Raw genomic sequence first — 20,633 nt, forward strand, 5'->3', positions numbered from 1 at the left:
TCGCCTCTCACCGGCGCACCTTGGCGAGGCGGCCCGCACGCTCACCGGCGAGCAGCCGACCGGCCCAGCGAGCGACCTCGGCGCGGTCGACCTTCGAGGCGTGCCGGATGTCCACCGGGAGCACGTCGGCGACCAGCACCGCGGCCAGTGCGACCGGTGAGGCCGCCCGGACCTCCGCGGCAAGATCCGGGGCGGCGAGGTGGGTGCGGGGTGCCGGGTGCCCGGGCGGCACGACGACGACCACCACCTGCTGGGTGCCCGTCGGGCCGACTCCGACCACGGCGGCGGCGGTGACCCCGTCCAGCAGCTCGATGCTCTGCTCCACCCCGACCGGGGTGACCGGGCCGTCCGGCGTGGTCACCACGTGCACCAGCCGGCCCTCCACCCACAGCCGGCCCTCGTCGTCGAGGTGGCCGACGTCGCCGCTGCGGTGCCACCCGGGGTTGCGCGAGCTCTGCTGCTCGGTGGCCCACAGCCGGTCGTAACGCTCCTTGCGGTGCGCGGCGGCGATCAGCACCTCACCGGTGACCCCGGGTTGGTCGGTCAGCTCGCCCTCGGCGCGACCGAGCTCGTCCAGCGGGCTCAGGGTCAGCTGGACGCCGTCCAGCGGCAGCCCGACGCAGACGCCGTTCCCGGCACCGGCCGCCTCGACCTGGGCCCGTTCGATCTGGGCGAGGGAGATGTCGGTCGCGGGCAGCACCTCGGTCATCCCGTACGGGGTGTGCAGCTCGGCGGTGGGCAGCAGCAGCTGCACCCGCCGCAGCAGGGTCGCCGGTACCGGGGCGCCGGCCGACAGCACCGTCCGGACGCCGGCGAGCGCGGTCCGCTGCCCGTCAGTCAGGGCGTCGGCCGTGGCGACGACGTTGCGCAGCGCCGCCGGTGAGGCGAAAACGCTGGTCGCGTCGATGGCCTCGACGGCGTCGGCCAGCGCGGACGCGGTCAGGGTGTGCGGAGCGGTGACGTCCATGTCGGGGACGGCGGCGCCGATGCCGATCGCCGGCGCGTAGAGGGCGAAGGGGGCGAACGCGGCCACCAGCCGGTCGTCCGGCCCCAGCCGCAGCACCGCGGCGATGTGGTCGATCTGGGCCCGGAGCTGGGACAGCCGGTAGACCACCCCCTTGGCCGGCCCGGTCGCGCCCGAGGTGAACAGCACCGCACCCTCGGCGTCACCGCTTGGCAGCTCGGGCAGGTCGAGGTCAGCGCCGAGCCGCTCGAGTCCGGACATCTCGGCGCGCCAGCCCAAGGCCTTCGCGGCCGCAGCTCCGCCTCCCACCACGATCCGACGGCCCGGGACCCGCAGCGCCGCCATGGCGACGAGCGCCTTCGGGATGCCGACGAGGTGCTGCGGGGCAGCGCTGCGCAGGGCGTGCGCCATCCCGCGCACGCCGAGCCCGGCGTCGGCGACCACGATCGCCGCCCCGGCCTGCCAGCACGCGTAGACCGCCACGGTCAGGTCGATTCCGGGCGGGACCAGCAGGGCGACCCGGTCCCCCGGCTGGACGCCCGAGGCGGCGAGCCCCGCACCCAGGTGGCGGATCCGGGAGTTCAGCTCGGCGAAGCTGACCGTTCGGCGCTCTCCGTCATGAATTTCGACCACGGCCGTGGTCGGGTCGTCGGTGTGCTCGAGCAGCGGGAGCCACGGCGCTTCGTCGGACTCGGCCGGCCGGACCTCCGGTGGCGTCGCGTCCGGTCCCGTACGTGTCGTGATCCAGCGCCAGGCGTCGGTCGCGGCCTGCGGCGCGTCCTCGGTGACCAGGTGGGACGCGCGCGGATAGCGCTGGACGTCGGCGTGCGGCAGCCGCTGGAGCAGGTCGTCGAGGTAGCGCTCGGCGAAGACGGGGTCGCGCGGTCCCCACATCAGCAGCGCCGGGACGTCGGTCAACGTGGGCAGGCTGTCGGCGATCGCGTCCAACGCCGACCGGCTCGGGTGGTCGCCGCCGAAGGGCACGTCCGCGACGAAGTCTCCGACGGCCACCCGGTCGCCCGCGTGGGCGTAGGGCCGCTCCAGCCCGCGCCGGACGTCGGTGGGCAGGGACGGCCGGGACAGCGCGCTGGCCCCGCGGACGAACACCGGCGTCCGGACGCAGACGGTGCCGCGCAGCAGCGGCGCCTGGGCCAGCCGGATCAGGCCCGGGCCCGCGTCGTCCTCGGCCAGGTGGACGGCGGTGTTGGTGAGCACCACCCCGCGCAGCTGGTCGCGGTGGGCCAGCGCCCAGCCGGCGGAGATGATGCCGCCCCAGTCGTGGCCGACGGTGACCACCGGTCCGGTGATGGCCAGCGCGTCGGTGAGGTCGCCCAGGTCGTCGACTCGTTGGGTGAGCGTCCGGGGGGCGGCCGTCCGGTCGGAGAAGCCCATTCCCAGCTGGTCCACGGCCACCACGCGCCACCCCGGCGGGGCCGCGGCGAGGAAGCGGCGCCAGAGGAACGACCACGTGGGGTTGCCGTGCACGCAGAGCATGGTCGCCACCGTCGGCGTGCCTTCGGGGACGGTCCGCTCGAGGACGTGCCAGCGGTAGGTCACCTCGGTGCGGTCGGTCACCTCGACGGTGCGGGACCACTGCGGGTCGAGGTCCGGGAGCCCGGAAAGCGCGTCGGGCCCGAGGATCACCAGGCGATCTCGGCGTAGGAGGTGTTGAGGCCGGAGCCGATGCCCATCAGCATCACGCGCATCCCGGGCTGCAGCCGGTCGAGGTTCTGGGCCAGGGTGAAGGGGACTGCCGCGGCGCCCAGGTTGCCGTAGGTCTCGACGGTCGTGGGGCAGCGGTCCGGGCTGACCCCGAGCACGGCCGCCATGGCGGCGATGTGCTTGACCGAGGTCTGGTGGCAGAAGAAGTAGTCGACGCAGGTCCAGTCGAAGTCGTCGCGGGCGTCCTCCCAGGTCTGCGTGGCCAGCACGATGCCGGCCTCGAACAGCGCCCGGCTGTCGGTCTGCATGAGGTTCATGTCGCCGATGCACAGCTCGTGGTGCTCGCTGCCCGAGCGGCTGACCCCACCGACCACCCGGTGGCCCTCGGGGTGCTGGTCGGTGCGACCGAGGACCATCGCCGCCGCCCCCGAGCCGATGGTCAGGCTGGCGAACTGGGCCTTGACCTCCTCGGCCGTGGCGTCTGGGCGCTCGAGGCGCTGGAGGGTGGCCTCGTGCAGCGCCCGGACCGACTCCGCGTCGACGACCAGCGCGTAGTCGACCTGACCCGAGTCGATCATCAACCCCGCCACCTGCAGCCCGTTGACGAACCCCAGGCAGGCGTTCGCGATGTCGAAGCTGAAGCAGCTGGTCGGCAGGCCCAGCTGGTGGTGGACCGCCGCGGCGGAGGAGGGTTCCAGGTGCGGACGGGTCACGGCGGTGCTGATGAGGACACCGACCTGCGAGGGGGTGATGCCCGCCTCGGCCAGGGCCTTGGCCCCCGCCAGGGAAGCGGCGTCGGCGAAGCTCACGTCCTCGGGCCACCAGCGCCGCTCCTGGACACCGGCCAGCTCCAGGAGCATCCCGCGGCGCATGCCGGTGCGCTCGAACGTGGCCGTCAGCCGGTCGTCGAAGGCCGCCGAGGTGGCGACGACGGGCGCCTCCACCCCCACGACGGAGAGGATGCTGGTGTTGCTCAGCCGATACGTTGCGTTCCCGGTCATGTCCGTGCCCTTATCCCGTTGCACCGCACCCGAAGTGCTCGCGCGCGGATTGTCGCCCAATCGAATCGCGCAATCATCTCACGGGCTCCCAGGTGCCCGATCCGGCTCGGGTCCCTGGTCAGGGGCCTTCGGAGGGCGGGACGGCGTTCGGGACAGCCCCGCCGTACCGGCGGTCACGGTCGGCGTAGAGCTCGATCGCCCGCCACAGGTCACGGCGGTCGAAATCCGGCCACAGCCGGTCGAGAAAGACCATCTCGGCGTACGCGGACTGCCAGACCAGGAAGTTCGAGGTCCGCTGCTCGCCGGAGGAGCGGACGAACAGATCGACGTCGGGGATCTCCGGTTCGTCGAGGAAACGCCGGAAGCGCTCCTCGGTCAGCTTGGCCGGGTCGAGCCGGCCGGCCGCGGCCAGCTCGGCCACCCGCCGGGCCGCGTCCACGATCTCGGCCCGGCCGCCGTAGTTGACGCAGAACTGCAGCGTCAGCACGTCGTTGTCGATCGTCCGGGCCTCGGCGTCCTCCAGCTCGCTGATCACGCTGCGCCACAGCCGCGGCCGTCGGCCGGCCCAGCGGACCCGGACACCCAGGGCGTCCATCTGGTCCCGGCGGCGCCGGATGACGTCCCGGTTGAAGCCCATCAGCCAGCGGACCTCCTCCGGCGAGCGCTTCCAGTTCTCGGTGGAGAACGCGTACGCCGACAGGTACTTGACACCGACCTCGATGGCCCCCTCGATCACGTCGAAGAGCGACTCCTCGCCGCGGGCATGGCCCTCGGTCCGCGGCAGCGAGCGGGCCTTCGCCCAACGTCCGTTGCCGTCCATCACGATCGCGACGTGGCGGGGCAGCTGCCCCGCCGGGACCGTCGGCGGCCGCGCCCCCGAGGCGTGCGGCGTGGGAGTCCGCGGGACCCGGTCGCGCTCCCGCGCGGCTCGGCGCTGCATCTTGGCCATGTGCGGGACACTATCGAGGTGCCCACCTACCGCGACGAAGCCGTGGTGCTGCGCACGCACAAGCTGGGCGAGGCCGACCGGATCATCACGCTGCTGAGCCGCCGTCGCGGGAAGATCCGGGCCGTGGCCAAGGGCGTCCGGCGGACGTCGTCGAAGTTCGGCGCGCGGCTGGAGCCCTTCTCCCACGTCGACCTGCAGTTCGCCGAGGGCCGGACCCTCGACGTGGTCACCCAGGTGGAGTCCCTGGACGCGTTCGGTCCGGCGCTGACCGAGGACTACCCGACCTACACCGCCGGCCAGGTGATGCTGGAGACCGCCGACCGGCTGGTGGTCGAGGAGGGCGAGCCGTCCCTGCAGCAGTACCTGCTGCTGGTCAGGGCGCTCCGGGTGCTCAACCGCGGCACGGCCGACGGACCGCGCCCGGCCTCGATGGTGCTCGACTCCTACCTGCTGCGCGCCCTCGCCGTGGCCGGCTACGCCCCCTCGTTCACCGACTGCGCCCGCTGCGGGCTGGTCGGTCCGCACACCGCCTTCTCCCCCGCGACCGGCGGGGTGGTCTGCGAACGCTGCCGCCCGGCCGGCTCGTCCCGGCCCTCCCCCGCGACCCTCTCGCTGCTCGCCGCCCTGCTCGAGGGCCGCTGGGTCGACACCCGTGAGGTCACCCCCGGCGTGGCCCGCGAAGCCAGCGGCATCACCTCCGCCTTCGCCATCTGGCACCTCGACCGCAACCTCCGCTCCCTGGTCCACGTCGAGCGCTGACGGGGAGACAATGCTGCGCTGTGCCGTGTAGTCACGGCACAGCGCAGCGACGTCTTAGCTAGAACTCGCTCTCGGGGATGTCGAGGCAACGGACGCAGCGGATGAAAGGACCGGCAAAGCCCCGGGCGGCCAGCACACCGAAGACCTGGCGGGCCACGAGGCAGCTCCGGCCGGCGACATCGCCGAAGCCGTAGCGCAGCGTGCCCTGGCCGAGCACCAGGGCGAGGTTGTCGCGGTGCATGTCGCGGAACCGCCCCATGCCCTCATGGCCCAGCCGGCCGTCGAGCTCGACGACCAGTCCGTACTGGACATAGACCACCTCGCGGCGGTGACGGTGTCGGGACAGGTGCTGACGGTCGGCCTTCGGGAGCCCGTGCGGTCTTTCGACATCGCGGAGGTAGCGCAGCTCCAACGGGGAGTCAATCCCGGGTGCGACGTCGCCCAGCAGCTCGGACAGCAGCTGCCGCTGCCCGTGACGGCTCCGCGCCTCGAGTGCTCGTCGGAGCCGGACCGACGTGGTCCGCCGGGTCTGGACAGCCCTGGTCACCCAGGAGGCCATGGCTTCTGGATCTGCCGATTCGCAAAGGTCGAGCACCGTGTCCTCCAAGGTGATGCGTGGCGGCTCGCCCGGAGAGCGTGCATCGCGGAACCCCGGCGTCTCGCGCAGGAAGGTCCACCGCCCACGGTCTCGCGCCCGCGAGGTCGGGGGCACGAGCACCTCAACGATGTCTGGCCGCTCGTCGGTGAGACGGTGCAGGAAACCAGCAGACCGACCACCCAGCCGGCTCGCGCCGCCCCCCAGCAGGACCCCTGTCCACGCCTCCCCCGTCCACTCGAGCGGAGGAGGTCGGACCGCGTAGACCGTCCCCTCGACCCGATGCCACTGGCCGCTTCCCAGCAGCCGCTGACGCGAGTGCCGCCCGACGCCGAGCGTTTCGGCCTGGGCAGCGCTGACCACCCCGGACTGGGCCGCAGCCAAGGAGAGGAGCTCCGGTCCGGGGTCGACTCGCCTGCGCACGGCTCCACCCTGCTGGTGCCGACAGCGCCACAGCCAGGTCCGACGAACGATCTGTGGACAACTCGGCTGATGGTGCTGCGCTGTGCCGGGTACACACGGCACAGCGCAGCACTATCCAGCGGTCAGGCGGTGGCGGCCCGGTCGACGGCGGAGACGACCGCCTTGAGGGAGGCGGTGACGATGTTGGCGTCCATGCCCACCCCCCAGACCACCTCGCTGGACTCGCCGTCGCCGACCTCGCACTCCACGTACGCCGCGGCGAACGCGTCGCCGCCGGAGGAGAGGGCGTGCTCGGCGTAGTCGAGGACGCGGACATGGTGGCCCAGCGCCAGTAGGGCGTCGACGAAGGCCGAGACGGGGCCGTTGCCCTCGCCGCTCAGCTCGGTCTCCCTGCCCTGGTGCACCACCGTCGCGGTGACCGAGTCGTGGCCGCCGCTCGTGGAGGTGGCGCGGACGCCGACCAGCCGCAACGGCTCGTCGACGGCGAGGTACTCGGCGGTGAAGATCTCCCAGAGCCGCGCAGCCCCGACCTCACCACCGTCAGCGTCGGTGTGGGACTGGACAGCCCGGCTGAACTCGATCTGCAGCCGCCGCGGCAGGTCCAGGTTGTGCTCGGACTTCATGATGTAGGCGACGCCGCCCTTGCCCGACTGGGAGTTCACCCGGATCACGGCCTCGTACGAGCGCCCCACGTCGTGCGGGTCGATCGGCAGGTAGGGCGCCTCCCACATCAGTTGGCCGACGGGCACGCCCTCGGCCGCCGCCTGCCTGTCCAGCGCTTCCAGGCCCTTCTTGATGGCGTCCTGGTGGGAGCCGGAGAAGGCGGTGTAGACTAGGTCCCCCGCGTACGGGTGGCGCGGGTGGACCGGCAGGTTCGTGCAGTACTCCACGGTGCGACGGATGTCGTCGATCCGGGAGAAGTCGATCTCGGGGTCGATGCCCTGGCTGAACAGGTTCATCCCCAGGGTGACCAAGTCGACGTTGCCGGTCCGCTCGCCGTGGCCGAACAGGCAGCCCTCGACGCGGTCGGCACCGGCCATCAGGGCCAGCTCGGTGGCGGCGGTGGCGGTGCCGCGGTCGTTGTGCGGGTGCAGCGAGATGGCGACGTGCTCCCGCCGCTGGACGTGCCGGCTGAACCATTCGATCTGGTCGGCGTAGACGTTCGGCGTAGCCATCTCGACGGTCGCGGGCAGGTTCAGGATGATCTCGCGGCCGGCGGCGGGCTGCCAGACGTCCATCACCGCGTTGCAGACCTCGACGGCGAAGTCCATCTCGGTGCCGGTGAAGATCTCCGGGGAGTACTGGTAGCCGAACTCCACGTCGCCCAGGTACTGCTCCGCGTACTTCATCACCAGCTCGGTGCCCCGGGTGGCGAGCGCGATGCACTCGGGCCTGTCGACGCCGAAGACCACCCGGCGGAAGAGGGGCGCCGTCGCGTTGTAAAGGTGGATGGTGGCGGTCTGCGCCCCGACCAGGGACTCGGCCGTCCGCTCGATCAGGTCCTCGCGGGCCTGGGTCAGGACCGAGATGGTGACGTCGTCGGGGATCCCCCGCTCGATCAGCTGGCGGACGAAGTCGAAGTCGAACTGGCTGGCCGAGGGGAAGCCGACCTCGATCTCCTTGTAGCCCATCTGGACCAGCAGGTCGAACATCTTGTGCTTGCGGGCGGGCGTCATGGGATCGATCAGCGCCTGGTTCCCGTCACGCAAATCGGTCGAGAGCCACCGCGGCGCCTTCGTGATCTGACGGGACGGCCAGGTGCGGTCGGGCAGGTCGATCGGCGGGAAGGCGCGGTAGCGGCCGTAGGGCATCGGGCTGGGCTGCTGCACCGGAACGGACTGGGTCCGGGTGCCGAAGGAGCCGGCGTCGGTGCTCGGGGCCGGTGGGTAGGACGCCGTCGGGTAGGAGATCGCCGCGATGGCGTCAGCCGGGATGCGGTCGGCCGGGATGGAGTCAGCCGGGATGGAGTCAGGGGTGGTGGTCATGGGGTCCTCGCTGGGTGGTGGGGAGCAGGCCGGGCACGCTCGACTCCGCAGCGAGGATGCCAGCCCTTAGCGGGCCTCGCTGCGGCGACGAAGGAGGAGCGAGGTGCGCTCGGTGCCGACCACGCCGCCACCCTAGCCCGCAGGCAGCGGCGTCGCCAAGCAGGGCGCGCATAATTCGGTGGCCTGCGTCACACCGCTGCGGCACCCTGGGGAGATGTCCTTCCACCGCGTGCAGCCCGACGACGACGCTGCCCTGGCCGCGACCATCGAGATCCTCGAGGCCGCGCGCCGCCTCGACGACCCGGGCTCCCCCGCCCCCGTGCTCGAGCTCCAGCGCCGATGGCTGCGCTACGGCTGGGACCTGCGTCCCGACGAGTGGTACCTCTACGCACCCGAGCCCGGCGCGGCGCCTGTAGGACTGCTCTCGATCGACCTGCCCTCGCGCGACAACCTGCACCTGGTGTGGGCCGACATCACCGTGCACCCGGACCACCGGCGCCACGGCCACGGCAGCGCGATCATGGCGGAGGTGATCCGCCGCGCGGACGAGGCGGGCCGGACGACGGTCTGGGTGGGCGGTCCGTCCGACGACCCCGCCCCGACGGCGTTCGCCACCCATCATGGTTTCCGCTTCGCGAGCCCCGAGGCCCGCCGCAAGCAGCACCTCGCCGAGGTGGCCCCCGACGCCGTGGGCGTCCTGCGCCGCGAGGCTGAGGCGGCCGCGTCGGAGTACGAGCTGCAGCGGCTGCTGCCACCGCTGACCGATGAGCTGATGACCGAGGTCGCCGAGGTGGCCGAGTCGATCAACGACGCGCCGATGGGCGACCTCACCTACGAGCCGGAGGTCTTCGACCTCGACTTGATGCGCGACGTGGAGACAGCGGCGAGGGGTCGCGGCGAGCACGTCTACCGGGTGGTCGCGCGGCACCGTTCCACCGGACGGCTCGGCGGCCACACCGTCGTCGCGGTCAACCCGTTGCGACCGAGTCGAGGTGTGCAGTGCGACACCGCCGTCAGCCGGGAGCACCGGGGCCGGCGGCTGGGCTTGCTGCTCAAGATCGAGATGATGGCCTGGCTCGCGGAGACCGAGCCGCAGCTCGAGTACATCGAGACCTCCAACCAGGCCGGCAACGACTACATGATCAGCGTCAACGAAGCGCTCGGCTACCGGCTGGACCGGATCTTCCACGTCTTCGAACGGCAGCTGACGCCGGCCCGAACCGGGACCGAGCCGGCCGTGGCGCTGGCCACAGCCTGACCCACCACCCGGTGAGGGCGGGGTCAGCCGCGGTGGTCGACCAGGACGGACCCGGCCGCGGCCTCGAGCGGCGTCGCCACATAGGGGGCGAGCACCTCACTCGTCCAGGACCGTGCGACGTCGTTGGCGCGGTCCGCGCTGGCCCGGTCCTGGAACACCCCGACGCTGGAGATCTCGTCGTCCCCGAGGTCGACCAGGGTGTAGGACACGAAACCGGGCACGGCCTCGATCTGGGGCACGTACTGGGTCTCGATCAGACTCGCGACCTCGCCCACCTGGCCCGGTCGGGTCTTGATCCTGCGCAGCGTGGCGTGCATCGGCTCTCCGGTCCGTCGAGGGTGGTGCTGCCACTGTGCTGCTCTCGGCGCCGTCGGGTCAAGGAACCCCCGGTCAGAAGCCCAGCCGGTTGAGGTGCTTGGCGTCGCGCTGCCACTCCTTGAGGACCTTGACCCTCAGGTCGAGGTAGACCGGAGTGCCCAGCAGCGCCTCGATCTGGTGCCGGGCCGCCTCGCCCAGGTCACGCAGCCGGCTGCCCCGGTGGCCGATGATGATGCCCTTCTGGGAGTCGCGCTCGACGATCATGCTCGCGTAGACGTCGAGCAACGGCCGGTCGGCGGGGCGGTCGGCGCGCAGGCCCATCTCCTCGACCACCACGGTGATCGAGTGCGGCAGCTCGTCGCGGACACCCTCGAGGGCCACCTCGCGGATGAGCTCGGCAACCAGGGTCTCCTCCGGCTCGTCGGTGATGTCGCCGTCCGGGTACAGAGGCGGGCCCTCCGGCAGCAGGCTGACCAGGGCGTCGGCGAGCTCGTCCAGCTGGTCGTCGCCGACCGCGGACACCGGGACGATGTGCAGCCAGGTCACGCCGAGCTCGGTCTCGAGGGCCTGGATGCGCATCAGGTGCTCGGCCATCCGGACGGGCGAGACGAGGTCGGACTTCGTGGCGATGGCCACGAGCTGGGGTTTGCGCGGCAGGGCCGCGATCTGGCCGACCAGGTAGGTGTCCCCCGGTCCGATCTTCGCGTCCGCCGGGAGGCAGACCCCGATCACGTCGACCTCGGTCCAAGTGCCCCGGACCAGGTCGTTGAGCCGCTCCCCGAGCAGGGTCCGCGGCTTGTGCAGGCCTGGGGTGTCGATCAGCACGAGCTGGGCGTCAGGCCGGTGGACGATGCCGCGGATGGCGTGCCGCGTGGTCTGCGGCTTGGACGAGGCAATGGCGATCTTGCTGCCGACGAGGGCGTTGGTCAGCGTGGACTTGCCGGCGTTGGGCCGGCCGACGAAGCAGGCGAAGCCGGAGCGGAAGCCCTCGGGGCGCTCGTGGTCGGACAGAGCCACGCCGGGCTGGGCGGGCGGGTCAGCGGGGGTCATCGAGGGCCACCTTCTGCACGACCTGGCCGCGCGGGTCGACGTGCCAGAGAACGACGCCGGTACCCGGCAGGTCCCGGAGGACGTCGAGGTCACCACCGCTCGGTCCGTCGGCCCCCGCGAGGGCGAGAGCCTCCAGGCCCTGGGCGCCTGAGGAGATGGCCATGGCCACCGCGACGGCGACCGCGGAGAGCCGGAGGTGCGGCAGGGCGACGCTGGACGCGGCGTAGGTCCGGCCGTCGGTGTCGCGCAGGCAGGCTCCCGAGGTTGCCGCCGTCCGGGCCAGGGCCGCGCGGGCCAGGGTGATGATCTTGACGTCCTCGGGGTCGGTCGGCGCGGGACCGGTGGTGGGTCCGCTCACGAGACAGCCGTCTCTTCGGCGACCAGCCGGGTGGCGGCCTCGGTCTGGGCGTCCTCGGCGGTCTCCGGCTCGTCGAGCCGGGTGACCAGCACCGAGCCGACCCGGTTGCGACGGCCGTTGGGCCGTTCGGCCACCAGCCGCAGGCCCTCGATCTCCACGACCGACCCGGCGATGGGCACCTTGTTCAGGTGCTTGGACATCAGGCCGCCCACGGTCTCGACGTCCTCGTCCTCGAGCTCGAGGCCGTACAGGTCGCCCAGCTCGTCGACCGGCAGCCGGGACGAGACCCGGTAGCGGCCCTCGTCCAGCCGGGCGATGTCGGTGTTCTCCTCGTCGTACTCGTCGGTGATCTCACCGACGATCTCCTCCAGGATGTCCTCGATGGTGGCCATGCCCGCGGTGCCGCCGAACTCGTCGACCACGATCACCAGGTGCACCCGCTGGGCCTGCATCTCCTGCAGCAGCTGGTCGACGGGCTTGGAGTCCGGGCAGAGCACCGGGTGGCGCATCACCGGCCCCACCCGCTCGGTGGACTGGGTGTTGGGCGAGTCGTAGACGCGCTTGATCACGTCCTTGAGGTAGAGCACGCCCACCACGTCGTCCAGCCCGTCGCGGATCACCGGGATCCGGCTGAAACCCGAGCGCAGCGAGAGCGAGACCGCCTGCCGCAGCGTCTTGTGCTCCTCGATGAAGACCATGTCGGTCCGGGGCACCATCACCTCGCGGACGATGGTGTTGCCGAGGTCGAACACGGAGTGGATCATCCGCCGCTCGCCCGACTCGATCACCTCGCTGGCCTCCGCCAGGTCGACCAGCTCGCGCAGCTCGGCCTCGGTGGCGAACGGGCCGTCGATGAAGCCCTTGCCGGGGGTCACGGCGTTGCCGACCATGATCAGCAGCCGCGGGATCGGCCCGAGGACCCGGGTGAACGCGACCAGCGGCCCGGCCGCGGCGCCGGCCACCGCGTCGGCGTGCTGCCGGCCGACCGTCCGCGGGGCGACCCCCCAGAAGATGTAGGAGACCACGATCATCGAGCCCGCGGTGAACAGGACCCGCTCGCCCGTGGCGCGGAAGTGCCCGAAGACCACCAGCGCGACCAGGACGATGGCGGTGATCTCGAACACCGTCCGCAGTAGCAGCGCGGTGTTCAGGTACTGCGGCGGGTCCTCGGCGATCTTGCGGACGCGGGCCGCGCCCCGGGCGCGGTCGGCGATGAGCCGGTCCGCACGGGACTTCGAGAACGAGTAGAGGGCAGCCTCGGCCATGGCGGTGAAGCTGGCCAGCACGACCAGGACCAGCGCGGCGACCAGCTGGACCCAGTCGGACTGGTTCATGACGCGACCCGGTTCATGAGTCAGCCCGACTCATCGGGCCGGCTCCCGGTCGGGACGCTGCTCGGCCCACGTGGCCAGGACCCGGTCCTTGAGTCCGAACATCTCCGAGCGCTCGTCGTCGTCAGCGTGGTCGTAGCCGAGCAGGTGCAGGATGCCGTGCATCAGCAGGTACTCGGCCTCGGCCGCCGCGGTCCGGTGGTGCTCGCGGGCCTGGCGGTCGGTCACGGCCGGGCAGAGCACGATGTCGCCGAGCAGCCCGATCGGCGGCTCGTCCTCCTCGCCCGGCGGCCGGAGCTCGTCCATCGGAAAGCTGAGCACGTCGGTCGGGCCGGGCTCACCCATGTACTTCTCGTGGTAGGCGGCCATCGTGTCCTCGTCCACGCACAGGATCGACAGCTCGGCCTGCGGATGGATCCGGAGCTGGTCGAGCGCGAAGGTGGCGAGCCGGACGAGACCCGGACTGTCGACCTCCAGACCGGACTCGTTGTTCAGGTCGACACTCATGCGCTGGTCACCGGTGGCCGCGGGACGACGGCTCGGGCTGGTCGGCCTCGAACCGGTCGTACGCCGCGACGATGCGGCCGACGAGCTTGTGCCGGACGACGTCGTGGTTGGTCAGGTGACAGAAGGCGATGTCGTCGACGTCGTCCAGGATGCCCTGGACGACGCGCAGCCCGCTCCGGGTGCCGCCCGGCAGGTCGACCTGGGTGACGTCACCGGTGACCACGATCTTCGACCCGAAGCCGAGCCGGGTCAGGAACATCTTCATCTGCTCCTGGGAGGTGTTCTGGGCCTCGTCCAGGATGATGAACGCGTCGTTGAGCGTCCGGCCCCTCATGTAGGCCAGGGGCGCGACCTCGATGGTGCCGGCCGTCAGCAGCCGCGGGATGGAGTCGGGGTCGAGCATGTCGTGCAGTGCGTCGTAGAGCGGACGCAGGTACGGGTCGATCTTGTCGTTCAGGGTCCCGGGCAGGAAGCCCAGGTGCTCACCCGCCTCGACGGCCGGCCGGGTCAGGATGATCCGGGTGCACTCCTTGTTCTGCAGCGCCTCTACAGCCTTGGCCACGGCCAGGTAGGTCTTGCCCGTGCCGGCCGGTCCGATCCCGAAGACCACGGTGTGCTTGTCGATGGCGTCGACGTAACGCTTCTGGTTCAGCGTCTTGGGCCGGATGGTCTTGCCACGCGAGGACAGGATGTTCTGGGTGAGGACGTCCGCCGGACGCGTCTCCTCCCGGGCCGCGAGCATCGAGCAGATCCGCTCGACGGCGTCCGCGGTCAGGCCCTGGCCCGTCCGTAGCACGGTGACCAGCTCCGTCACCACCTCGGCGGCCAGCTCGACCGCCGCGGTCGAGCCGCTGAGGGTGATCTCGTTGCCGCGGACGTGGATGGCCGCGTCCAGGTCACGCTCGAGGATGCGGAGGAACTCGTCCCGCGGACCCAGGATGTTGACCATCTCGACCGAGACCGGCACGGTCACCCGGCGGATGTCCTGCACCGCGGGTTCGTCAGGGGGTGGCGTGCCCAGGGAGCGAGGAGCGGGCGTGCGCGGGCCGGTGGGGCCGGTGGATCGAGCCGAGTTGTCTGACCTGCTCAGGGTTTTCCTCGCTGACGAAAGGACTCCGCGCACGGCGAAGCCCAGGGACATGTGGGGTTCATCCTAGTGAACCCCCGGCAAGCCCCCAAGAATTCCCGGCAGAATCCGCCAGGACGCGCACCTGCTGCCGACTCGTCAGGGCTGGTCGTCGGGGACGATGTGTATCGCCGCTTCCTCGGCGCTGGCGGCGCCGGCGTCGATGCCCGCGTCCTCACCGATCAGCTCCTTGTCCTCGTCCGGGCCGATGCCCGCGTTGGGGTCGATCAGCCGGCCGGCGCGCACGTCACCGACCTCTCCGTCGTCGACGAAGTCGCTCTCGCCGTCGGCGATGAAGTCGGCCTGCTCGGTGAGGTTGTCCGGCGCGACCTCGGGCTCGGCGTACGGGTCCGGCTCGGGAACCTCCTCGGCCAGCCGCTCGTCGAGGGTCTCGTGCGGCCCCTCGCGCAGCAGCGCGGACGGCTTCTCAGGCGGGGAGTAACCCTCGTCGAGAGCGTCGGCCACGCCGCGGTCGTCGAGGTTGTTGTAGGGCTGCAGCTGGTCCTGGTCGAGCTGGTCCTCCCGGTCGGGGGTCTGCTCGTAGGACTGCGTCTGGGGCTGTTCGCTCATGGCTCCAGCCTGCCACGCGCCGCCCCGACGGCCCGGCCGGGGACCTCGCCGACCGTGCCGGTGAGGTGGTCGTAGTCACCCCGCACCCAGGCGGTGTAGCGCTCGGCCGAGCGCCGTACCCAGCTGGCGGCGTCGGCCCGGACGCAGCCGCCGACGTTGTCGTAGAGCCGGTCGAAGTCGAGCGCCAGCACCCGCCGGGCGACCACCTCGACCACCGCGGCCGAGAGCGGGACCTTGTTCGGGTAGCTGCGGAGGAAGCTGACCCAGTGCTCGTCCGGCGTTCCTGCGACGGTGTCGCCGCTGAGCAGCACGCCGCGGCCGTCCGCCCCGGTCAGGTGGGCCACCGCACTGCCCGCGAAGTGGCCCCCGATCCGCACCAGCCGGACGCCGGGCAGCACCTCCACCTCGTCCTCGTACGCGCGGACCACCGGGTCCTCGCGCTGCACCCACTCCCGGTCGGCGCCGGCCACCCAGACCGGCACGCCGCCGAACCGGTGCGACCAGGCGACCTGGGCCCCGAACATGTGCGGGTGGCTGGACGCGATCGCGGCCAGCCCCCCGAGCGCGCGGACCTCGGCCTCGAGGTCGTCGTCGACGTAGCCGACCGGGTCCCAGAGCAGGGTGCCCGCCGGCGTCCGGACGAGGAGCCCACGCTGGCCGATGCCGACCTGGGGCTCGACGGTGACGCCCGTCAGACCCGGCTCGACCTCCTCGAGGTGCCCGCGACGACCGTCGGCGCGCAGCTCGGCCAGCGTGGTCCAGCGCTGGCCCGCCGGCAGTACGTACTGCCGGTCGTCGCTGCAGATCGCGCAGCGCTCCGGCGGCTCCGGGGTGTCGGCGTGCTCGACGGCACAGGTGCGGCAGCTCCAGACGGTCATGAGGCTCCTCTTCTCGACGGTCAGGCTCATCCTCGCCGGAGCTACTGACACAAACCAGTGGGCAGGACGATGGGCGCCCGGGCAGGATCGGGCCCGTGCCGCCACCCGAGATCGACGCCGCCCTGGTCCGCCGGCTCATCGCTTCGCAGTTCCCGCAGTGGGCGTCGCTGGAGGTGTCCGCCGCCAGTGTCGGGGGTTGGGACAACCGCACCTACCGGCTCGGCGACGAGCTGAGCGTGCGGCTGCCGTCGGGCGACTGGTACGCCCTCGAGGTGGCCAAGGAGCAGGAGTGGCTGCCCCGGCTGGCGCCGCTGCTGCCGCTGCCGATCCCGACCCCGGTGGCCAGGGGCGTACCGGGTGAGGGCTATCCGTACGAGTGGTCGGTCAACCGGTGGATCACGGGCGAGCCGGCGACGACCGCGAACGTGGCCGACCTCGGCGCGTTCGCCGCCGACCTCGCCGGTTTCCTGGTCGCCCTGCGCGGGGTCGACGCCGTCGGTGGGCCGGCTCCGGGGCCGCACAACTGGTTCCGCGGCGGACCGCTCACCGTCTACGCCGACGAGACCGAGCGCGCGCTCGAGACGCTGGCCGGCCAGGTCGACGTCGCCGCCTGCCGTCAGGTCTGGGAGCACGCGCTGGCGTCCGCCTGGCCGGCGGATCCTGTGTGGTTCCACGGGGACGTCGCGACCGGCAACCTCCTGGTCCGTGAGGGGCGGCTGGCCGCGGTGATCGACTTCGGTACCAGCGGCGTCGGCGACCCCGCCTGCGACGTCGTCGTGGCCTGGACGCTGCTGGACGGCCGCGCGCGGCCGGCCTTCCGGCAGGCGCTCGGCCTCGACGCCGCCACCTGGTCCCGCGGCCGGGGCTGGGCGCTGTGGAAGGCGTTGATCACGCTGGCCGACGACACGACCGGGGAGTCCCGGGCCGTCATCGAAGCGGTGCTGGCCGACCACGCGGACGCGACCTGACCCGGGGTCAGGGCTACCGGAGCAGCAGACCGGCGACGGCCACGACGCCGGCGGTCGAGGTACGCAGCACGCCGTCACTCACGGTCACCGGGTGGGCGCCGGCGGCGTCGAAGCGCTCCAGCTCCTCGGCCGAGATCCCGCCCTCAGGGCCGACGACGAGGGCGACCGTGCCGGCCTCGGGCAGCGCGACCTCACGTAGCGGGGTGGTCGCGTCCTCGTGCAGCACCAGCGCGAGGTCGAGCCCGGCGAGGGCGGCGGCGAGCTCCGCCGTGCTGAGCACCGGCCGTACGTCGGGCAGCCGCAGCCGCCGCGACTGCTTGGTCGCCTCCCGGGCCGTGGAGCGCCAGCGGGCCAGGGCCTTGTCGCCGCGCTCGGCCGACCAGCGGACGATCGAGCGGGACGCCTGCCAGGGCCAGATCTCGGCCACGCCCACCTCGGTGAGCATCTCGACGGCCAGCTCGGACCGGTCCCCCTTGGCCAGCGCCTGCACCGCGACCACCCGGACCGCGGGCTCCGGGGCGGCCAGCGTCTCGACGACCTCCAGCTGCAGGCCCGTCTTGTCCGCGGACAGCACGGTGGCCCGGACGCCCCGGCCCCGGCCGTCGCTGACCAGCACCGACTCCCCCGGCCCGATCCGTCGGACCACGGCCGCGTGCCGGCCCTCGTCCCCGCCCAGCGTCAGCGGCGCGCCTCTTGAGGGCAGCGGGTCGGCCAGGTCCTCGGCCAGGAAGAGAGGCGCGGTCACTGACCGGCGAAGGCGTCCCGGAGCCGCCCGAACACGCCCTTGCCGTGGCGCTGGACGGTGCCCTCGGAGTCGGTCTCCTCCCGCAGCGCGGCCAGCTGGCGCAGCAGCTCGCGCTGCTCGTCGTCGAGCCGTGTCGGGGTCTGCACCAGCAGGGTGACGCCCAGCTGGCCGCGGCCACCGGCGCGCAGCCGGGGCACGCCGTGACCGTCCAGGGCCACCCGCGTCCCGGACTGGGTGCCGGCCGGAACCCGGACCTGGACGGCGCGGTCGGCCGGGTCGGAGTCCTCCAGGTCGGCCTCGAGGGTGGGGACCGCGACCTCGGTGCCGAGCGCGGCGGCGGTCATCGGGATCCGGACGACCGTCTCGAGGTCGTCGCCCTCACGCCGGAACGCCTCGTGGGGCTGGACGGTGACGTCGACGTAGAGGTCGCCGGCCGGGCCGCCGCCGGGCCCGACCTCACCGTAGGAGGAGAGGTGGATCCGGTTGCCGGTGCTGACCCCGGCCGGGACCTTGACGGTGATGCTGCGGTTCGAGCGGACCCGGCCGTCGCCGGCGCACTCCACGCACGGGTCGGGGATGACCGTGCCGTAGCCGCGACAGGTCGGGCAGGGCTGCGTGGTCCGGATGTCGCCGATGAAGGAGCGCTGCACGTGGGTGACGTCACCCTGGCCGTGGCAGGTGCGGCAGGTGACCGGCTGGGAGCCCTCGTTCGCGCCGGACCCGCTGCAGCGCGGGCACAGCACGGCCGTCTCGACCTGCAGCGCCTTGCTGGTGCCGAACGCGGCCTCGGCCAGCTCGAGGGAGAGCCGGACCAGCGCGTCCTGACCGCGGTCCACCCGGGACCGGGGTCCACGCGTCCGCTGCTGGCCGAACATCGCGTCGACGAGGTTGCCGAAGTCGAAGCCCGCCTGGCCGCCACCGAATCCCTGGGCGCCGTTGAAGCCGCCCATCCCGCCGCCGAGCGGGTCACCACCGCGGTCGTACAGGTCGCGCTTCTTGGGGTCCTGCAGCACCTCGTAGGCCTCGGCGACCTTCTTGAAACGGTCGGCCGCATCGGGCTCGGCCGCCACGTCGGGGTGCAGCTTCATCGCCAGCTGGCGGTAGGCCTTCTTGATCTGCTCGGGCGTCGCGTCGCGCGATACCCCGAGGGTCTCGTAGTAGTCAGAGCTCATCGGTTCATCCTTCGGAGGGGCTCACGGGGGCCGCTCATAGGTCTGGGCGTCATCCTTCGGAAAGGAATCGACCGACGTAGCGGGCGACTGCACGCACCGACGCCATGGTCGAGGGGTAGTCCATCCGGGTGGGGCCGACCACGCCGAGGGTGGCAAAGGTGTCCACCTGGCTGCCGTAGCCACTGGCGACCACCGAGGTCGACTGTAGTTCCTTGTACGGGTTCTCCTGGCCGATGCGCACGGTCACCGCGTCGGCCGTGGTGGCCTCACCCAGCAGCTTGAGCAGCACGACCTGCTCCTCCAGGGCCGCCAGCACCGGCTTCACCCCCGCCTCGAACTCGGAGCCGAACCGCGACAGGTGGGGCATCCCGCCCACCACCATCCGGGCCGACGCCTCGCTGCTCAGCATCTCCAACAACGTCGCCACGGCCACCTGGCCGATCGCCCCGAGGGCCGGCGGCAGCTGAGCGAGCAGGTCGGTCAGCCGGGTCGCGGCCGTCGAGGACGGGTGGCCGACCGCTGCCGCGATCAGGTGGGCGCGCAGCTGGGCCAACGTCTCGTCGTCGATGTCGGGCAGCTCGAGGGCCCGCTGCTCGATCCGACCGGTCGAGGTGATCAGGATCAGCAGCAACCGGGACGGCGAGAGCGACACCACCTCGACGTGGCGGACCGTGGAGTGGTTGAGGTTCGGGTACTGCACGATCGCCACCTGCTGGGTGACCTGGGCCAGCAGCCGGACCGTCCGCCGCAGCACGTCGTCGAGGTCCACCGCCCCGGCCAGGAAGGTCTGGATCGCCTTCTGCTCGGCCGCCGACAGCGGCTTGACCGAGCCGAGCCGGTCCACGAAGAGCCGGTAGCCCTTGTCGGTGGGGATTCGGCCCGCGCTGGTGTGCGGCTGGGTGATGTACCCCTCCTCCTCCAGCGCAGCCATGTCGTTGCGGACCGTGGCCGGGGAGACGCCGAGGTCGTGCCGCTCGACCAACGCCTTGGAACCGACCGGCTCCTGGCTGGACACGTAGTCGCTCACGATCGCGCGCAGCACCTCGAGCTTGCGCTCGTCCACGGTTCTCCCTCCAGGCGACGTCGAAGGTTTGGCACTCCTGCAGTCGGAGTGCCAGTCTAGCCGGATGGACGACCCTGCGACGCTGGCCCTCTCGCCGTGGCGGGAGGTCGCCGACGGCGTCTACGTGGCCGTCGCCGAGCCAGCGAGGGTCAACCTCGGCCTGGTCGTCGGCAGCACCGGAGCCCTGCTGGTCGACACCGGCTCGACCCCTGACCAGGGCCGGCAGCTGCGGGAGTCGGTCGCCTCGGTCACCGACCGCCCCCTGCGCGCGGTGATCCTCACGCACTGGCACCACGACCACGCCTTCGGGCTGGGCGCCTTTCCCGACGTGCCCACGCTGGCCCACGAGTCGGTGGCCGACCGGCTGGTAGGTCCCGAAGCCCTGGTGGACGCCGCGGAGCTCGGCCTCGGACCCGACGAGCTCCGGCTCCCGTCCCGCGGTCTCGCGGTGGCCGCGTCGATCGACCTCGGCGACCGGCGCGTCGAGGTGGCGCACCTCGGAGCCGGTCACACCGAGGGCGACCTGCTCGTCGTCGTGCCCGACGCCGACCTGCTCTTCGTCGGCGACCTGCTGGAGTCGGCGGGGCCGCCCTGGTACGGCCCGGACAGCCGGCCGCACGAGTGGGCCGCCACCCTGGACGGCGTGATAGGGCTGATGACCGCGGGCACCCGCGCGGTGCCCGGACACGGCCAGCCGGTGGACCGTGAGTTCGCGTTCGAGGCGCGCGGCCGGGTCGCAGCGGTCTCCGGTGAGCTGATCCGGCTGGTCGACGCCGGCGTGGCCGAGGCCGACGCCCTCGCGGCCGGAGACTGGCCCTACCCGTCCGAGCAGATCGCCGCGGGCATCGCCCCTGGCTACGCCGCCCTCGCCGGCCGCGGCGTCAAGGGCGTCCGACCGATCCTCCCCCTCGCCTGATGTCGGATCAGGGTTCCGAGTTGTCAGAAGCACAG

Annotated in this window: 20 protein-coding genes; 4 read left to right on the plus strand and 16 right to left on the minus strand. The window is 72.2% G+C overall.

What is annotated here, in order from left to right; all coding sequences use genetic code 11:
* Window positions 1-7: 7 nt before the first annotated feature.
* The 3 genes from ACFE7W_RS17100 to ACFE7W_RS17110 all read right to left on the minus strand — a co-directional run bounded on the left by ACFE7W_RS17100 (window position 8) and on the right by ACFE7W_RS17110 (window position 4,567).
* The gene (locus ACFE7W_RS17100; RefSeq protein ID WP_375426029.1) at window positions 8-2,608 is read right to left on the minus strand and encodes an alpha/beta fold hydrolase; all 2,601 of its coding nucleotides are present in this window, start codon (window positions 2,606-2,608) and stop codon (window positions 8-10) included.
* Window positions 2,605-3,627: a 3-oxoacyl-ACP synthase III gene (locus ACFE7W_RS17105; RefSeq protein WP_375426030.1), complete on the minus strand. Its 1,023-nt coding sequence runs from the start codon at window positions 3,625-3,627 to the stop codon at window positions 2,605-2,607. The genes ACFE7W_RS17100 and ACFE7W_RS17105 overlap by 4 nt, the downstream gene beginning before the upstream one ends.
* Window positions 3,628-3,745: 118 nt before the next feature.
* Window positions 3,746-4,567, minus strand: a complete 822-nt coding sequence (locus tag ACFE7W_RS17110; RefSeq protein WP_375426061.1) for an isoprenyl transferase — start codon at window positions 4,565-4,567, stop codon at window positions 3,746-3,748.
* A 27-nt stretch (window positions 4,568-4,594) separates the two neighbouring features.
* Here ACFE7W_RS17110 and recO point away from each other — a divergent pair, with 27 nt between their 5' ends.
* Entirely contained in the window at window positions 4,595-5,335 is a 741-nt protein-coding gene (gene recO / locus ACFE7W_RS17115; protein ID WP_375426031.1) for a DNA repair protein RecO, read from the plus strand.
* 58 nt (window positions 5,336-5,393) lie between these two features.
* On the opposite strand, the gene ACFE7W_RS17120 is transcribed toward recO, so the two are convergent.
* Window positions 5,394-5,894, minus strand: a complete 501-nt coding sequence (locus tag ACFE7W_RS17120; RefSeq protein ID WP_375426032.1) for a hypothetical protein — start codon at window positions 5,892-5,894, stop codon at window positions 5,394-5,396.
* Window positions 5,895-6,475: 581 nt separating this feature from the next.
* Complete coding sequence (gene leuA / locus ACFE7W_RS17125) at window positions 6,476-8,164, minus strand: 2-isopropylmalate synthase (protein WP_375426062.1); 1,689 nt, start codon at window positions 8,162-8,164, stop codon at window positions 6,476-6,478.
* A 388-nt stretch (window positions 8,165-8,552) separates the two neighbouring features.
* Here leuA and ACFE7W_RS17130 point away from each other — a divergent pair, with 388 nt between their 5' ends.
* Entirely contained in the window at window positions 8,553-9,596 is a 1,044-nt protein-coding gene (locus ACFE7W_RS17130) for a GNAT family N-acetyltransferase (protein ID WP_375426033.1), read from the plus strand.
* A 23-nt stretch (window positions 9,597-9,619) separates the two neighbouring features.
* Here the strand turns inward: ACFE7W_RS17130 and ACFE7W_RS17135 are convergent, their stop codons facing one another.
* The 8 genes from ACFE7W_RS17135 to ACFE7W_RS17170 form a co-directional block, all read right to left on the minus strand.
* Window positions 9,620-9,913 carry an antibiotic biosynthesis monooxygenase gene (locus tag ACFE7W_RS17135; RefSeq protein WP_375426034.1) on the minus strand — a complete coding sequence of 98 codons (294 nt, stop codon included), beginning with the start codon at window positions 9,911-9,913 and terminating at the stop codon, window positions 9,620-9,622.
* 73 nt (window positions 9,914-9,986) lie between these two features.
* Window positions 9,987-10,964 (minus strand): GTPase Era, encoded by a 978-nt coding sequence (era, locus tag ACFE7W_RS17140; RefSeq protein ID WP_375426035.1) that lies wholly within the window; start codon window positions 10,962-10,964, stop codon window positions 9,987-9,989.
* Window positions 10,951-11,322, minus strand: coding sequence for a cytidine deaminase (locus ACFE7W_RS17145; protein WP_375426036.1), 372 nt, complete (start codon window positions 11,320-11,322; stop codon window positions 10,951-10,953). The genes era and ACFE7W_RS17145 overlap by 14 nt, the downstream gene beginning before the upstream one ends.
* On the minus strand, window positions 11,319-12,656 hold the full coding sequence (locus tag ACFE7W_RS17150; protein WP_375426037.1) for a hemolysin family protein: 1,338 nt from the start codon (window positions 12,654-12,656) through the stop codon (window positions 11,319-11,321). Before ACFE7W_RS17150 ends, ACFE7W_RS17145 begins: the two co-directional genes overlap by 4 nt.
* Window positions 12,657-12,686: 30 nt before the next feature.
* Window positions 12,687-13,160: an rRNA maturation RNase YbeY gene (gene ybeY, locus ACFE7W_RS17155; RefSeq protein ID WP_375426038.1), complete on the minus strand. Its 474-nt coding sequence runs from the start codon at window positions 13,158-13,160 to the stop codon at window positions 12,687-12,689.
* 7 nt (window positions 13,161-13,167) lie between these two features.
* Window positions 13,168-14,109 carry a PhoH family protein gene (locus tag ACFE7W_RS17160; protein WP_375426063.1) on the minus strand — a complete coding sequence of 314 codons (942 nt, stop codon included), beginning with the start codon at window positions 14,107-14,109 and terminating at the stop codon, window positions 13,168-13,170.
* 276 nt (window positions 14,110-14,385) lie between these two features.
* Window positions 14,386-14,856, minus strand: a complete 471-nt coding sequence (locus ACFE7W_RS17165) for a DUF5709 domain-containing protein (protein ID WP_375426039.1) — start codon at window positions 14,854-14,856, stop codon at window positions 14,386-14,388.
* A complete protein-coding gene (locus tag ACFE7W_RS17170; protein WP_375426040.1) occupies window positions 14,853-15,734 on the minus strand; it encodes a hydrolase in 882 nt (293 codons plus the stop codon). Before ACFE7W_RS17170 ends, ACFE7W_RS17165 begins: the two co-directional genes overlap by 4 nt.
* A gap of 95 nt (window positions 15,735-15,829) precedes the next feature.
* Here ACFE7W_RS17170 and ACFE7W_RS17175 point away from each other — a divergent pair, with 95 nt between their 5' ends.
* Window positions 15,830-16,702: an aminoglycoside phosphotransferase family protein gene (locus ACFE7W_RS17175; RefSeq protein WP_375426041.1), complete on the plus strand. Its 873-nt coding sequence runs from the start codon at window positions 15,830-15,832 to the stop codon at window positions 16,700-16,702.
* 13 nt (window positions 16,703-16,715) lie between these two features.
* On the opposite strand, the gene ACFE7W_RS17180 is transcribed toward ACFE7W_RS17175, so the two are convergent.
* From ACFE7W_RS17180 to hrcA, 3 genes are read right to left on the minus strand one after another with little or no spacing between them, the layout of a single operon-like run.
* On the minus strand, window positions 16,716-17,447 hold the full coding sequence (locus ACFE7W_RS17180; protein ID WP_375426042.1) for a 16S rRNA (uracil(1498)-N(3))-methyltransferase: 732 nt from the start codon (window positions 17,445-17,447) through the stop codon (window positions 16,716-16,718).
* On the minus strand, window positions 17,444-18,619 hold the full coding sequence (gene dnaJ, locus ACFE7W_RS17185) for a molecular chaperone DnaJ (RefSeq protein ID WP_375426043.1): 1,176 nt from the start codon (window positions 18,617-18,619) through the stop codon (window positions 17,444-17,446). Before dnaJ ends, ACFE7W_RS17180 begins: the two co-directional genes overlap by 4 nt.
* A gap of 49 nt (window positions 18,620-18,668) precedes the next feature.
* Complete coding sequence (gene hrcA, locus ACFE7W_RS17190; RefSeq protein ID WP_375426044.1) at window positions 18,669-19,682, minus strand: heat-inducible transcriptional repressor HrcA; 1,014 nt, start codon at window positions 19,680-19,682, stop codon at window positions 18,669-18,671.
* 64 nt (window positions 19,683-19,746) lie between these two features.
* Between hrcA and ACFE7W_RS17195 the strand changes: the two genes are divergently transcribed.
* On the plus strand, window positions 19,747-20,598 hold the full coding sequence (locus ACFE7W_RS17195) for an MBL fold metallo-hydrolase (protein WP_375426045.1): 852 nt from the start codon (window positions 19,747-19,749) through the stop codon (window positions 20,596-20,598).
* Window positions 20,599-20,633 lie beyond the last annotated feature (35 nt).

The organism is uncultured Friedmanniella sp. (genome assembly GCF_964244285.1).
Lineage (GTDB): Bacteria > Actinomycetota > Actinomycetes > Propionibacteriales > Propionibacteriaceae > Microlunatus.

What these genes read in the sequence shown, in the direction of transcription:
- ACFE7W_RS17105 (WP_375426030.1), bottom strand. Translation starts at nt 3,627, where the DNA reads ATGACCGGGAACGCAACGTATCGGCTGAGCAACACCAGCATCCTCTCC.
- ACFE7W_RS17110 (WP_375426061.1), bottom strand. Translation starts at nt 4,567, where the DNA reads ATGCAGCGCCGAGCCGCGCGGGAGCGCGACCGGGTCCCGCGGACTCCC.
- ACFE7W_RS17120 (WP_375426032.1), bottom strand. Translation starts at nt 5,894, where the DNA reads ATGGCCTCCTGGGTGACCAGGGCTGTCCAGACCCGGCGGACCACGTCG.
- leuA (WP_375426062.1), bottom strand. Translation starts at nt 8,164, where the DNA reads ATGCCCTACGGCCGCTACCGCGCCTTCCCGCCGATCGACCTGCCCGAC.
- ACFE7W_RS17130 (WP_375426033.1), top strand. Translation starts at nt 8,553, where the DNA reads ATGTCCTTCCACCGCGTGCAGCCCGACGACGACGCTGCCCTGGCCGCG.
- ACFE7W_RS17135 (WP_375426034.1), bottom strand. Translation starts at nt 9,913, where the DNA reads ATGCACGCCACGCTGCGCAGGATCAAGACCCGACCGGGCCAGGTGGGC.
- era (WP_375426035.1), bottom strand. Translation starts at nt 10,964, where the DNA reads ATGACCCCCGCTGACCCGCCCGCCCAGCCCGGCGTGGCTCTGTCCGAC.
- ACFE7W_RS17150 (WP_375426037.1), bottom strand. Translation starts at nt 12,656, where the DNA reads ATGAACCAGTCCGACTGGGTCCAGCTGGTCGCCGCGCTGGTCCTGGTC.
- ybeY (WP_375426038.1), bottom strand. Translation starts at nt 13,160, where the DNA reads ATGAGTGTCGACCTGAACAACGAGTCCGGTCTGGAGGTCGACAGTCCG.
- ACFE7W_RS17160 (WP_375426063.1), bottom strand. Translation starts at nt 14,109, where the DNA reads ATGGTCAACATCCTGGGTCCGCGGGACGAGTTCCTCCGCATCCTCGAG.
- ACFE7W_RS17165 (WP_375426039.1), bottom strand. Translation starts at nt 14,856, where the DNA reads ATGAGCGAACAGCCCCAGACGCAGTCCTACGAGCAGACCCCCGACCGG.
- ACFE7W_RS17170 (WP_375426040.1), bottom strand. Translation starts at nt 15,734, where the DNA reads ATGACCGTCTGGAGCTGCCGCACCTGTGCCGTCGAGCACGCCGACACC.
- dnaJ (WP_375426043.1), bottom strand. Translation starts at nt 18,619, where the DNA reads ATGAGCTCTGACTACTACGAGACCCTCGGGGTATCGCGCGACGCGACG.
- ACFE7W_RS17195 (WP_375426045.1), top strand. Translation starts at nt 19,747, where the DNA reads ATGGACGACCCTGCGACGCTGGCCCTCTCGCCGTGGCGGGAGGTCGCC.